The 12856-nt window shown below is 53.1% G+C and carries 13 protein-coding genes; 2 read left to right on the top strand and 11 right to left on the bottom strand.

Going from position 1 to position 12856, the window contains the following annotated elements; genetic code table 11:
- Window positions 1-3 precede the first annotated feature (3 nt).
- From NSS64_RS11075 to NSS64_RS11050, 6 genes are all read right to left on the bottom strand, one after another.
- Entirely contained in the window at window positions 4-414 is a 411-nt protein-coding gene (locus NSS64_RS11075) for a DUF350 domain-containing protein (RefSeq protein WP_036726501.1), read from the bottom strand.
- A 126-nt stretch (window positions 415-540) separates the two neighbouring features.
- Window positions 541-1209: a PspA/IM30 family protein gene (locus NSS64_RS11070; protein WP_340753376.1), complete on the bottom strand. Its 669-nt coding sequence runs from the start codon at window positions 1207-1209 to the stop codon at window positions 541-543.
- 68 nt (window positions 1210-1277) lie between these two features.
- Window positions 1278-1628 carry a prenylated flavin chaperone LpdD gene (gene lpdD / locus NSS64_RS11065; protein WP_339248860.1) on the bottom strand — a complete coding sequence of 117 codons (351 nt, stop codon included), beginning with the start codon at window positions 1626-1628 and terminating at the stop codon, window positions 1278-1280.
- 87 nt (window positions 1629-1715) lie between these two features.
- Complete coding sequence (locus NSS64_RS11060; protein WP_341140092.1) at window positions 1716-2648, bottom strand: dihydroorotate dehydrogenase; 933 nt, start codon at window positions 2646-2648, stop codon at window positions 1716-1718.
- Window positions 2641-3345 (bottom strand): dihydroorotate dehydrogenase electron transfer subunit, encoded by a 705-nt coding sequence (locus NSS64_RS11055; protein WP_340940340.1) that lies wholly within the window; start codon window positions 3343-3345, stop codon window positions 2641-2643. The genes NSS64_RS11060 and NSS64_RS11055 overlap by 8 nt, the downstream gene beginning before the upstream one ends.
- Before the next feature lie 86 nt (window positions 3346-3431).
- Complete coding sequence (locus tag NSS64_RS11050) at window positions 3432-4472, bottom strand: NADH:flavin oxidoreductase/NADH oxidase (RefSeq protein ID WP_341140091.1); 1041 nt, start codon at window positions 4470-4472, stop codon at window positions 3432-3434.
- A 173-nt stretch (window positions 4473-4645) separates the two neighbouring features.
- Between NSS64_RS11050 and NSS64_RS11045 the strand changes: the two genes are divergently transcribed.
- Window positions 4646-5542 carry a polysaccharide deacetylase family protein gene (locus tag NSS64_RS11045; RefSeq protein WP_340940338.1) on the top strand — a complete coding sequence of 299 codons (897 nt, stop codon included), beginning with the start codon at window positions 4646-4648 and terminating at the stop codon, window positions 5540-5542.
- Between the two features lie 116 nt (window positions 5543-5658).
- Here NSS64_RS11045 and NSS64_RS11040 read toward each other — a convergent pair whose 3' ends face one another.
- The gene (locus NSS64_RS11040; protein WP_341140090.1) at window positions 5659-6342 is read right to left on the bottom strand and encodes a 3D domain-containing protein; all 684 of its coding nucleotides are present in this window, start codon (window positions 6340-6342) and stop codon (window positions 5659-5661) included.
- Window positions 6343-6641: 299 nt separating this feature from the next.
- Here NSS64_RS11040 and ppk1 point away from each other — a divergent pair, with 299 nt between their 5' ends.
- A complete protein-coding gene (ppk1, locus tag NSS64_RS11035; RefSeq protein ID WP_340993170.1) occupies window positions 6642-8762 on the top strand; it encodes a polyphosphate kinase 1 in 2121 nt (706 codons plus the stop codon).
- Here ppk1 and NSS64_RS11030 read toward each other — a convergent pair.
- The 4 genes from NSS64_RS11030 to NSS64_RS11015 form a co-directional block, all read right to left on the bottom strand.
- A complete protein-coding gene (locus tag NSS64_RS11030; protein ID WP_340993171.1) occupies window positions 8710-10236 on the bottom strand; it encodes a Ppx/GppA phosphatase family protein in 1527 nt (508 codons plus the stop codon). The two genes, ppk1 and NSS64_RS11030, sit on opposite strands and share 53 nt — an antisense overlap.
- A 109-nt stretch (window positions 10237-10345) precedes the next feature.
- Window positions 10346-11068 (bottom strand): amino acid ABC transporter ATP-binding protein, encoded by a 723-nt coding sequence (locus NSS64_RS11025; RefSeq protein WP_341140089.1) that lies wholly within the window; start codon window positions 11066-11068, stop codon window positions 10346-10348.
- Window positions 11055-11714, bottom strand: a complete 660-nt coding sequence (locus NSS64_RS11020) for an amino acid ABC transporter permease (RefSeq protein WP_076079313.1) — start codon at window positions 11712-11714, stop codon at window positions 11055-11057. Before NSS64_RS11020 ends, NSS64_RS11025 begins: the two co-directional genes overlap by 14 nt.
- A 135-nt stretch (window positions 11715-11849) precedes the next feature.
- The gene (locus NSS64_RS11015) at window positions 11850-12674 is read right to left on the bottom strand and encodes a transporter substrate-binding domain-containing protein (protein ID WP_209873716.1); all 825 of its coding nucleotides are present in this window, start codon (window positions 12672-12674) and stop codon (window positions 11850-11852) included.
- Between the last annotated feature and the right edge of the window lie 182 nt (window positions 12675-12856).

Here is a 12856-nt window from a genome sequence, read left to right as displayed (position 1 = left end):
TTCTTATCCGCGAATAAAGGCCGCAATAATCAAGGCTCCCGTCACATGCAGCGAGCCTGCCATCAGCCCGTAGCCGACCTTGCCAAGCTGGGTGCCGTGATCCAGTTCAAGGTTCCCCCACCGGCTCAGCAGCTGCTCTACCGTCTTCTCCAGTACGAATAACAGGATAAAAGATACTATAGAGACGATAAGGGCGGTCCCGAGCCGGTTCGCCGCAGCAATGGATGCCGATAAAATATAGCCTTGTGACAGCAGCTTCAACACCAGCCGGGTAGTCACGGCCATATTTCCTGCCTTCAGCTCCTCCATATCATTATAACGGGTAAACAGCGAATCCACGAGCATCAGCACACACAGCAGTACTGCGCCGCTGACCGTCCATACTACCATGGACACCAGGGTATCGAAATCCATTACTCCAGCCCCCGCTTGTTCATATTTCCTAACAGGTAAGACAAACATAAAGCGAAGGAGAAACCGCTGGTTCTGTCTCCCCTTCGCCTGTGACCATCAGCCTAAAGTCCGGCTTAAGCCCGTATTTTATTGTTTCTCGTATTGCTTCATCAGCGCAGCCAGCTCATCTTCAACCGCCTGGTCTTTGCCCAGCTTCTCGAACTCATCATCCAGCGATTTGTTGCCCGAGCTCATCTCGTTGCTGGCTTCTGCCTGTGCTTCGGCCTGCAGCATCTTGTCTTCCATCCGTTTGAGTCCGGCAGAAGCAGAGTCGGAGCTGAAGCCGCTCATCGCTTTGTTAATTTCGGTCTGTGCCTTCGCAGCGTTGTAACGGGCAACGAGTGTCTCCCGCTTGTTCTTCATCTGGGTAAGCTGTTTGCGCATTTCGTCAAGCTTGCCGCGCAGGTTGTCGGCGGAAGCCTTGTTCTGGTCGAAGCTGGTCTTGTATTCTACAAGCTTGGCTTCTGCCGATTTCTTCTCTTCAAGGGCACGGCGGGCCAGATCGGCGTTACCGGCTTGTGCGGCTGCATGAGCTTGCTGATTACGCTTGTTCACGAGCGCTTCCTGCTCTTCGTACAGCTGTTTGAATTTCTTCTCAATTGCGATCTGGGCAGCTACCGCTTTCTCGGCATCCTCCAGATCCTCCGTCATGTCACGAATGTACTGGTCGGTCATTTTAACCGGATCTTCCGCTTTATCGATAATCGCATTCACATTGGACATGGTCAGATCACGCAATCTTTTAAATATAGACATCGTTCATTCCTCCAAAATAAAAGTTAGTTGTTCAATGGTATCTTTTACGCAGGGAGACGGGGATCGTTTCAAAAATTTGTTCCGGCCTTCTGTACTAAATATTGCTCCACCTTATCATTCACAATATTTACGACCGCAAGAATGCCCTCTTTGCTCAGATCGTCATAGTGAATGCCCATCACAACCGTGACTGTCCGGTTCAATGCGGCAGCAGCCTTCAGCGCAATGGCTTCACTGATCGTATGCTCCTTATGATGGGGAACGGCAGAGGTCATCACCCGCGCGAATTCTCCGTCCATGTACGCCGTGCTTGCGGCACCGATATGGCGCACTCCCCCGGTAATCAGCAGCAGCAGATCACGGCCCACCTCGGTCTCGGACAGCACAATATCGTCAGGATGCACCAGATTCGTTGTCAAGCAGAACACCCCTCCCTTTATATTAACCATAGGCTGTAGAGATCTCTCATTCTGCGGCAAAAAGATCATTGCAAACCGGCTTGCTGCCTATACAATACCACGGATCTCATCCAGTGAGGAAATATTCTCATCCTTCATAAACTGCTGTAATTCTTCTACAAGCGTGCTGCCCGCCCGCAAATTCATGAAATTGTAGGTTCCAACCTGTATAACAGTCGCTCCCGCCATAATAAATTCAATAATATCCGTGGCCGAAGTGATGCCGCCCATGCCGATCACCGGAATAGTTACCCTGCGGGATACCTGATGCACCATACGCAGAGCTACCGGCTTAACCGCTGGTCCGGACAGTCCCGCATAGAGGTTATTGAACACACTGCGGCGGCGGCGGACATCAATCTTCATCCCGGAGATCGTGTTGATCAGAGAGACGGCGTCCGCGCCTTCTGCTTCGCACATCACAGCCATCTCTGCGATATCCTCAGCATTCGGCGACAGCTTCACGGCCAGCGGCAGACTTGTAGCCGCCCGTACCGCACGGACCACTTCCTGGGCTGCCGGAGTCTTCACACCAAAAGCAATCCCGCCCTCCTTCACGTTCGGGCAGGAGATATTCAGCTCAATCATATCCACGGCCGGCTTCCCGGCCATAAGACGGGCATCCGCATCCCGCTGGATCAGCTCCGCGCCCAGTACGTAATCCGCCAGCGTATTGCCGCCCAGATTCACGATACGTGCGGTATCCAGCGTCTCCCAATACGGCAGCTCCTTGGCCAGAAAGGCCTCAACTCCCGGATTCTCAAGCCCTACGCTGTTCAGCATACCGGAAGGCGTCTCATAGACGCGGATTCCGGGATTCCCGGCTTTGGCATGAAGCGTAAGTCCTTTGCCGGAGATTCCGCCCAGCAGGGACACATCGTATAACCGGCCATACTCACGGCCGAAGCCGAAGGTACCCGAAGCCATTACAATCGGGTTCTTGAAGGACACACCGGCAATCGTTGCAGTTGTATTAATCATGGAACAGTACCTCCTCAGCCAGGAAGACAGGACCATCTGCGCAGGCTTTGCGTTGCCCGTCCTTGCAGGAGACGCTGCAGACCAGACAAGCGCCGATTCCGCAGGCCATCCGGTTCTCCAGTGACAGATAGACGTCAGGGTGCTTACCCGCAGGATCTGGAGCGCTGCCTTTGAGCTGTGCAGCCTTCAGCATCGGATGCGGGCCGCAGACGAAGATATGGTCATACGCCGAGAAATCCACGCTGTCCAGAATCAGTCCGCCTACATCAACGGTCAGCTCAGCAGCCAGAGGACGGAAGGCTTCTGTACGGAACGGCTCGCGGCTGAAGCCGAGATAGATATCACTCCCTGGAAGCTTCTGCGCACAATAATACAGCGGAGCAATTCCGATCCCCCCGCCCACTAACGCTACCTTACCTTCGACCTGCGGGAAGCCTGTGCCGAACGGTCCCTCCAGCTCCAGCGGATCGCCCGGATTCAGTCCGGCAAGGATCTCTGTTCCTTCACCTACTACGTGATACAAGAATTCAACACCGTTATCATTCACCTGATGTATGCTAAGCGGTCTGGACAGCAGCGGATAGGCTCCCCATGCCCGCAGCATGTAGAACTGACCCATCTCCCCGCTGTTCCCCCCTTCAACTGCCAGGTGGTACACTCCTTCAGCCAGCCGCTCATTACTAATCACCGTCGCCACGTTATCAAGCTCCTTCAAATTTAATCTTATTAACCATGCCTTAGAAGGAACTTAAAATCTGTGACATTATTCACAAATGATGCCCTCTATTTCTTATTCCAGATTCCGCGCAAATAAGGTACGGGCAGATCGGACGTATTAATTCCGCCCAGCGCCTCCGCAGCATGAAGTGCCCAGTACGGGTCACTGAGCATACCTCTGCCTACAGCTACCAGCTCTGCCTTCGCTTCCGTAATCACCGCCTGCGCTTCCTCATACGACTCCAGACGCCCGACTGCGATAACAGGAACCTGTAATCCGCTGCGTATGTATTCGGCAAGCCCCACCTGATAAGCCGGCCCCGCATCAGGGCCTCCATTCGAGCCTATCGGCCCTTCCCCGCCCGAGGATACATGGAACAGGTCTACCCCTGCCTCCTTGTAGCGGCGGCAGAATTCCAGCGCATAAGCTTCATCATAACCGCCCTCGACGTATTCCTTGGCGGAGACCCGCATGATTAGCGGCATTTCAGCCGGCAGCACCTCACGCACCGCCTCCACCACTTGTTCCCCGAACAGGATAGGATCTTGGCCATACTCATCGTCCCTGACATTGGAGAGCGGGGAATGGAACTGGTGAATGAGGTATCCATGGGCTCCGTGCAGCTCGACGGTATCGAATCCCGCTTCAACCGCACGGCGCGCTGCTTCCCGGTAGGCGGTGATCAGCCCGGCGATCTCTTCACGGCTAAGCGCCTTGGGCATTGCATAGTTGCTGTCGAACGGAATCGCTGAAGGAGCAACCGGCGGGGCGGCATCGACAGCTTTGCGACCGGCATGACCGAGCTGAATCGCTATCTTCGCTCCATAGGCATGAACGGCCTCCGTCAACTGCTTGTACGCCGGAATCTGTCCATCGTCCCAGATCCCCGTGTCCTGATTCGAGATCCGTCCGTCCGGATGAACCCCGCTCATCTCTACAATAATGAAGCCTGTTCCGCCGACCGCACGGCTGACATAATGCACATGATGCCAATCCGTTGGAATACCGTCCTGCTTCTCAACCGCATACTGACACATTGGCGGCATAACCACGCGGTTCTTCAGGGTCAGAGCCTTCAGTTCATAAGGTGCAAACAAATCGGTCATTCTTGTCTCCATCCTTCCCGTATCTATGATCCATTTCAGTATACAACGATTTGCGGATGTGATAAATCTTTGAATGCTCCGCGGCACGTAGGGCATAAATTCACGGCTGCATGGAAATAACAACCTTATATTCTAAACTAACCGGACCCGTGGTTGGAGGAGGCATCGTTCCGATGAAACTGGTAAAATTCCGCCGCATTGTGCTGCTCATATCCGTCATTGCCCTGGCCCTGTCTGCACCGGCTGCGGAGCTTGTGTCTGTCTCTGCTGCAGCGGCAGATAGTCCTGCGCCAGTGCCGGCACAAGAGATCCTGCCATCTTCCCGGCCACAAGCTTCTATTGAAGAGGAAACGGCGGTACCGGCGGGATCAGCGGCCTCCCAATCTTCAGTAAAGCGCCATAAAAAAAGCAAAGGCCTCTCCCTCAGCCAGCTGCTGCGCAAATACCCGGAGACTCTCAAGACCCAGGGTCCCCGCCGCAAAATGATCGCTCTCACCTTCGATGATGTGCCTGATCCGCGTTTCACCCCGCAGCTCCTGGATGTGCTGCGCAAATATAAAGTCAAAGCTACATTCTTCGTGGTCGGCAGCCGTGCGGAGAAGCATCCCGCCCTGGTAGCCCGGATGATCCGCGAAGGTCATGCTATCGGCAATCACTCCTATAATCACCCCCAGTTCAGCAAGCTGAGTATGAATGCCTTCCGCATCCAGATTATCCGGACGGAGAATATTCTGCAGCTGCTGGCCGGATACAAGCCGAAGCTGATCCGCCCGCCGTATGGCGACATCAACGAGCCGCAGCTTAAATGGGCGAAGGCGCATGGCTATAAGCTGGTGAACTGGAACGTCGACTCGCTCGACTGGAGAGGGCTGTCCAAAAATCAGGTCAAGCATAACATCCTCTCCCGGGCCGGCAGAGGGGCCATCATCCTTCAGCACGGGGGCGGCGGCAGGGGCAGTAATCTTCAGGGAACATTGCAGGCCTTGCCCGAGATTATCAGCAATCTGCGCCAGCGCGGATACAGCTTCGTAACCGTTCCCCAGATGCTCCAGGTCAGCAAGAGCAAATAGCCGCTTGATAAGCAGGGTAACAAAAAAGGAAACAAAACCGGCGGAAGCTGCCTGGTTTTGTTTCCTTTTCATTAATACTTGTTATGCTTGCAATGGTGCAACTTATCATTATCGGTTTATTCAATAATATATAAATGTACATACTGATAACCGAAATTGGCTACAAAGCTCTGGCTGCCCGGAATAAAGATATCGATCCTGTTGCCCTTGATCGCACTTCCCATATCCGTGGCTGTAGCTACGAAGGCTTGCTTCGGAAGGCCCGGATGGGTATACCCGGTTACGAGCACCTTCGTCCCCAGCGGAATCACGCTCGGGTCAACGGCGATGGTTCCGAGCTTCAGCGTATTGCCGAAATAATCGACTGCGCCCCACTTGCCATTCTCGCTGGCTGCCGAGGAATAGGCGGAAGCCTTGACCTGCAGCACTTTGGCATAATTGAATTCTTTGCCCCAGGCTTGAACAGTGTTGGTTGCCGGCTGCACACTCAAGGCTTGAACTTCTGCAGCGTCCACAGCTTCTACTGAAGCTGCTGCCGTATTGGCTGCTGCCACAGTCTTGGCTTGAACATCACCCGGAATGGTGAATTTCAGCCCGGGATAGATATTTAGCGCTGAAATCTGCGGGTTCGCATTCATAAGCTCTTCTACACTTATGCCATAATGATTGGATAGAGTATAATAGGTTGTAGTCTCTCCAGCGATATGTACGCTGTCGGCTTGAACGGGAGCTGCGTGAAGCAAGGTGCCGAGTCCCAGTACGGCCGCCAGGGCGGTGATGGCTCTGATCTTGAGTTTCATGAATTGCCTCCTTCAATGGTGACGAGCGGTTTGTAAACTAACAGTAATGAATATATCACAACTTTGTAACCATTGGCTATGTTTTTGTGGATATTGGAAATAATTAGCCCTAATAAAGCGTTATCAAGGATGCAAATATTACATATTCTTAATCATTATGAAGAGACTCTGCAGAATTATGCCATGTTTCCTGAATATTCGCAAAAATTTTACACAGTTTTAACATTTCTCGCTTAAGCAAATAGTAGAATGAAAGAATACGATATCTTAACTAGACATTGAAGCAACTTGGAGGGTCCATGAACGTGAATACAGATGAGAAAAAAATCAACAATATCAGTCCTGCAACAGCCTATCTTAACCGTGACCTCAGCTGGATCGAGTTCAACCGCCGGGTGCTCGGCGAGGCACAGGACCCGGAGAACCCGCTGATTGAGCGGGCCAAATTCCTGGCCATTGTGTCCAGTAACCTGGATGAGTTCATCAGTGTCCGGGTAGCGGGCATCCAGGATCAGATCCGGGCGGGATATACCAAAAAAGATTTTACCGGCTACACGCCCTCCGGCCTCTATAAACGCCTCAGCAAACGGGTGACCAAAATCGTCGCCGACCAGTACCGCACCTTTAAGGATATTTCACGCAGCCTGCACAAAGAGGGCATTGTATTCGTTGATTATGAAGACTTGACACCGGCACAGGAGCTGTCGGTTGAGGAATACTACCGTGATATTATTTTCCCTGTGCTGACTCCGATGGCTGTGGACCAGAGCCGTCCGTTCCCGCTGGTTCACAGCCAATTCATCTATCTGGCTGTCGTGCTGACACGCAAGGACAGCCAGGAGGATGAGCCTTACTTCGCCATTCTGCAGATTCCGTCCAATCTGCCGCGCTGCATTCCCTTGCCTCACCGCTCGAACAGCAAAAAAAGGCAATTCGTATTCATTGAAGATGTGATCCGCCATCATATTCAGACCTTATTCAGCGGTTATGATCCGGTAGCTGTCAGTGAATTCCGCCTGACCCGCAACTCCGACCTGACGATAGATGAAGAAGGCGCGGAGGATCTGCTGGAGGAGATTGAGAAGGAGCTCCGCAAACGCCGCCGCGGCGTGCCTGCCCGTCTGGAGGTCCAGAAAGGCATCCATCCCTATGCACTGGAGCAGCTTCAGGCTGAATTTGAGCTGGAGGACTTCCTCTTCGAAATTGAGGGTCCGCTTGATCTAGGGTTCCTGCGCAGCTTCACCAGCAGTCTGAAGGGCTTCAGCTATCTGCTCAATCCGCCTGTCGAGCCGATGTATCCGGCAGAATTCGATGAGAATGAGGATTTCTTCGAGGTGCTGAGCAGCCGTGATGTGCTGGTCTATCATCCGTACGAATCCTTCGATGCGATGACGGATTTCATTATCCAGGCCTCCGAGGATGAGCAAGTGATGGCGATCAAAATGACGCTGTACCGGGTCAGCGGCAATTCTCCGCTGATCACTGCCCTCGCCAACGCGGCCGAGTCCGGCAAGCAGGTTACGGTGGTCGTGGAGCTGAAGGCCCGCTTCGATGAGGAACGCAACATCGCCTGGGCGCGTAAGCTGGAGCAGTCCGGCTGCCACGTGGTCTACGGTCTCGTCGGCCTCAAGACCCATGCCAAGGTGACGCTGATCGTCCGCCAGGAAGGCTCGGAGCTGCGCCGTTATGTTCATGTAGGAACAGGCAACTACAATGACAGCACGGCCAAGGCCTATACCGACCTTAGCCTGTTCACCGCCAATCATGAGATTGGCCTGGATGCGTCAGAGCTGTTCAATCAGATGACAGGCTACTCTGCCAATTACAACTGGAACTCCTTCATCGTAGCACCGACCAATATGAGTCTGTCGCTCCAGAAGCTGATTCTGCGTGAGGCGGAGCATGCCGCCGCAGGCCGGCCTGCCCGGATTATCGCCAAGATGAACTCCCTGTCGAACCAGGAGGTTATTGACTATCTGTATAGCGCTGCCCAGGCTGGAGTATCTATAGATCTGATCGTCCGGGGAGTCTGCTGTCTGCGTCCGGGAATTGAAGGCCTCAGTGAGCGCATTACGGTCCGCAGCATTGTGGACCGCTTCCTGGAGCATTCACGCATCTATTACTTCGAGAACGGCGGCGATCCCGAGGTCTACCTGTCCAGTGCCGACTGGATGACACGTAACCTGACCCGGCGGATCGAGCTGATGTGTCCGGTGAAGGATAGCAGTATCCGCGATCAGATTGTCAAGATTCTGGAGCTGTCGCTGATGGACAATGTCAAATCCAGCTTCCTTCAGCCCAACGGATATTATGAACGGATCGACGACAAAAAGGCCCCGCTCCGGAGCCAGTTCGCCGCTATGGATGTTACCCGCTGGAAGGGAAGCCGAGCTTTACCTTCACCGACCAAGCATTCCTGAAGGCTTTGAGTGCATTCTCAATGTCCTCCAGGCCGATAAGCACTTGTCCGCCCTGAAGCTCCAGATCCAGCGTATGATTATGCAGACGGGACTTCAGCCCGCTGACAATGCCGATCTCGGTGCTGTCAAGCGCAATGCTTAACTGCACTAATGTACCCAGCTTATGAATCCATTCCTCGTCGGAAGGCAGCAAAATGTCCTTATGCATCAGGGACAGCTTCTGCTTCCGGCTTTTTGTGCTGTAGGAAGCGATGTACGCGCTAAGAATCAGCTGGCGGTGCGTCAGTCCCCGGATGGGTGAATTCATCAGCCAATAGTGGGTGTGCCGCTTAGATTGATAATAATTAATGTTAGAGCCTGTCCGGTGCAGCATAATCGCCACATAGACCAGCATCTCCTGCTCCTCCCGGTTCCCTTCCCGCTCAAAGGCCCCCAGCAGACTCAGCGCCAGCTTGTTGATATGGTCGAGATGCCGCTTGGAGGTACGGATATCGAAGCGGATAATCGTATCCAGACTGTACTCCAGCGCGCTGTCACGCACCGGCTGCTCCGGCTCCAGCAGATCATGCAGCATGCCCTCACGCAGGCCTTCGCCGCTAATCAGCGCCCGGCTGGCACCAATGTAATGATAGACGGTATGGAAAATAATCAGCCCGGACACGATGATATCCGCCCGGCTTTTGGACAGCCCGTCCAGGTCCTTGCGCTTCTCAAACGAAGTAGCAGGCAGAACCTCCATGAACCGTTCGATCGTCTCGTGCTCCAGCGCGTAACCATGAGAATTAGGCAGCGAATAATCGCGGTTCCTCTGATCGAGCTTAGCCAGTGAGCGAAGCGTTCCTCCCAGCCCGTATAGCGGAAGTCCTGTGCCCGTCGATAGCCAGTCATGCTCCACCAGCCTGCCGGTTACGTATAATTGCAGCTTGCGGATCTGATCCGCATTCCAGTTGCCGCCCTGGCTGAACATCTGATTTGTGTTGACCGCACCGAACGGGAACGAGATACTCTGCTGATAACGCCGTCCGCGGAATAAGGTAACCTCGGTACTGCCACCGCCGATATCAATCACGAAGCCATCCTGGACGTCAAAAGCATTAATCACCCCAAGGAAGCCGAAATACGCCTCCTGATATCCGCTGACCACCTCAATCCGAATCGACGAGGCCTCTGACAGATAGCTGATGATCTCCGCTGAGTTCGCTGCATTCCGGATGGCGGCGGTGGCGCCTGCGCGGATTCTCTCTACTTCAAAATCATCACAAATCTCCTTGAACTGCTGAAGAACAGGTATGATCGTATCCATATCCTTCTTCTCCAGCCTGCCCTCCTTCGTAATCTTCTCGCTCAAACGGGCAGAGTACTTACATTCCTTGATGATTTTGTAGCCGCCTGCCTGCGTCGTGTCATAAATTACAAGCCGTATAGAGTTGGAACCAATATCAATAATGCCGATCCGGCAAAGATCATCTCTCATCTGTATGTACTCCTTTTCAAGTAGATTGATCATTTGTATACTATATCACCCATTGTGCACTCCGCCAAAATAAAATAACCCCATATGGTGGGGTTATTTAACCAGCCTTCTATAATACCTTGCTGAGAAAATCGCGTGTGCGGGCATGCTTGGGATGACCGAACACCTCTGCCGGTGTCCCCTGCTCCACAATCACTCCGCCGTCCATGAACAGGATCCGGTCCCCCACTTCACGGGCGAAGCCCATCTCGTGCGTTACAATCACCATCGTCATACCGCCCACGGCCAGCTGCTTCATAACCTCCAGCACTTCACCGACCATCTCCGGGTCCAGCGCCGAGGTCGGCTCGTCGAACAGCATGACATGCGGCTGCATGGCCAGCGCCCGGGCAATCGCGATCCGCTGCTTCTGTCCGCCGGAGAGCTGGGCCGGATAAGCATCGCGCTTGTCTTCAAGGCCTACCGTTCGCAGCAGCTCCATCGCGTACTTCTCCGCCTCGGCAGCCTGCTGCTTCTTCACCTTAAGCGGGGCGAGCATAATATTCTGCAGCACGGATTTGTGCGGGAACAGGTTGAATTGCTGGAACACCATCCCCATTTTCTCACGGGTCACGTTGATGTCATGGCGCTTCGCGGTAATGGATTCACCCTCGAAGCTGATCTCCCCGCCTGTGGGCTGCTCCAGCAGGTTCAGGCAGCGCAGAAAGGTGCTTTTACCCGATCCGCTGGGACCGATGACAACAACGACCTCTCCCTTGTGAATATTCAGATCAATGCCCTTCAGGATCTCCAGCTTCCCAAAGCTCTTCCGCAGGTTCTTAACCTCGATCATCCGTGTTCAGCCTCCGTTCCAATATACCCAGCAGCTTGGATAGTGTGAATGTTAGTACGAAATACATGACCGCAATCACAAGCAGCGGACTAAGTCCTTCATAAGTAATGGTGGTTATTGTTCTGGCTTGGAACAGCAGATCCGCTACACCAATCATCGATACGATAGAGGACTCCTTAATAATTGTAATGAATTCGTTGCCGATGGCAGGCAATACGTTCTTCAATGCCTGCGGCAAAATGATGTAACGCATGGTCATACCCTGCTTCATTCCGAGTGAACGAGCCGCCTCCATCTGGCCGCGGTCCACCCCTTGAATTCCGGCACGGAAAATCTCAGCCAGATATGCGGAGCTGTTAATCGTAAGTGTGATCGCACCCGACTGAATCGGGGACAGCGAAATACCAAACTCCGGCAGGCCGTAGTGAATCAGAAACAATTGCACCAGCATCGGCGTCCCGCGTAAGAATTCCACCCATGCGGTGGCAATAAAGCGCAGAATTCTCCATTTGGACATCCGCAGGAGCGAAACCAGGATGCCCAGTACGAAACCGAAGAATACCCCCAGCACCGCAAGCAGCAGTGTGTACTGCAGACCGGATAAGAATAAATTGCGGTACTCATAAGCCATATCGAATATATTCATTGCCCTCAAACCCTCCTCTTCTCAAAAAAATAGAAAACGGCGGATCACCGCCATTTTCTGCATGGTAGAGCATGATCCCGCAGCCGGCTGCGGGCTTATCTTGATCTCCGCTAACCGTATATGCGGCTTCGCGTGTTATTTGCTCTCAGCAAGCTCGCTTGCTGCCGCTACGAATTCATCAATCTTGCCTTCGGAGTTCAGGCGTCCGAGTGTCTTATTCACTTGATCGAGCAGCTCGGTGTTGCCCTTCTTCACACCGATGACATAGCCGTCATCTTCAACCTCCGGCTTGGCATCCGTGATCACGAGGCCCTTGACGTTCTTCACAAAGGACTTGGCAACAGGTCCTTCCATGATGGAAGCATCCACCCGGTTCGACTGCAGCTGCAGGACGATTTCGGAGATTTTGCTGAGGGAGGTCAGCTGTGCGCCTTCGATGCCCTTGGCAATCCCCTCCTGGATGGAACCGGTCTGAATTCCGATCTTGGCGCCCTTCAGTGCGTCCATGCTGGCGAATTTGTCCTTGTCGGCTTCACGCACTACGACAGCCTGCTCTGCCTTATAGTAGATGTCCGAGAGACCTACAGCTTCAGCGCGTTCCGGTGTCGGGCTAAGTCCCGAGATCACCATATCGATCCGGCCGCTCGCCAGCTCATTCAGCAAAGAGTCGAACGGAAGATCCTTAACCTCCAGCTCCTGGCCCAAATCAGCGGCGATCTCCTTGGCAATCTCGATATCGAAACCAACAATCGTATCTGTACCTTCAACCATCTTGTGGAATTCATATGGAGGAAAGTCTGCGCTTGTACCCATAATCAGCTTCTTGGCAGGAGCCTCTGTGCTTGCTGCTCCGCCATTTCCGCTTGCTGCGGTGTTGTTCTTATCATTATTGGAGCCGCATCCGGCCAAGAGTCCTGCTGCCAGCAGCAGCCCCATAGAAAGTTTACCCCATTTGTTCATTTGTTCCGTCTCCCTTACTCTATTTATATTCTATCTCTAATCTGTCCCAATGACTAACTGACCGATTGACCGATTTATTATAAAACACTTCGCATGAATATGCAAAGACGAATTTGTGACAAAAACCTGTTACGAAGACAAAAAAATGCACATCCTATGAAGGTGGTATATAATACTATCTA

Origin of the sequence: Paenibacillus sp. FSL H8-0122 (assembly GCF_038005345.1) — a bacterium.
Taxonomy (GTDB): domain Bacteria; phylum Bacillota; class Bacilli; order Paenibacillales; family Paenibacillaceae; genus Paenibacillus_AQ.
This window is presented reverse-complemented; position numbering and strand designations above follow the sequence as displayed.

Bases quoted from the DNA above. Each gene is read 5' to 3' on its own strand.
- NSS64_RS11075 (WP_036726501.1), bottom strand. From the start codon at position 414: ATGGATTTCGATACCCTGGTGTCCATGGTAGTATGGACGGTCAGCGGC.
- NSS64_RS11070 (WP_340753376.1), bottom strand. From the start codon at position 1,209: ATGTCTATATTTAAAAGATTGCGTGATCTGACCATGTCCAATGTGAAT.
- NSS64_RS11060 (WP_341140092.1), bottom strand. From the start codon at position 2,648: ATGATTAATACAACTGCAACGATTGCCGGTGTGTCCTTCAAGAACCCG.
- NSS64_RS11050 (WP_341140091.1), bottom strand. From the start codon at position 4,472: ATGACCGATTTGTTTGCACCTTATGAACTGAAGGCTCTGACCCTGAAG.
- NSS64_RS11045 (WP_340940338.1), top strand. From the start codon at position 4,646: ATGAAACTGGTAAAATTCCGCCGCATTGTGCTGCTCATATCCGTCATT.
- NSS64_RS11040 (WP_341140090.1), bottom strand. From the start codon at position 6,342: ATGAAACTCAAGATCAGAGCCATCACCGCCCTGGCGGCCGTACTGGGA.
- ppk1 (WP_340993170.1), top strand. From the start codon at position 6,642: ATGAACGTGAATACAGATGAGAAAAAAATCAACAATATCAGTCCTGCA.
- NSS64_RS11030 (WP_340993171.1), bottom strand. From the start codon at position 10,236: ATGAGAGATGATCTTTGCCGGATCGGCATTATTGATATTGGTTCCAAC.
- NSS64_RS11025 (WP_341140089.1), bottom strand. From the start codon at position 11,068: ATGATCGAGGTTAAGAACCTGCGGAAGAGCTTTGGGAAGCTGGAGATC.
- NSS64_RS11020 (WP_076079313.1), bottom strand. From the start codon at position 11,714: ATGAATATATTCGATATGGCTTATGAGTACCGCAATTTATTCTTATCC.
- NSS64_RS11015 (WP_209873716.1), bottom strand. From the start codon at position 12,674: ATGAACAAATGGGGTAAACTTTCTATGGGGCTGCTGCTGGCAGCAGGA.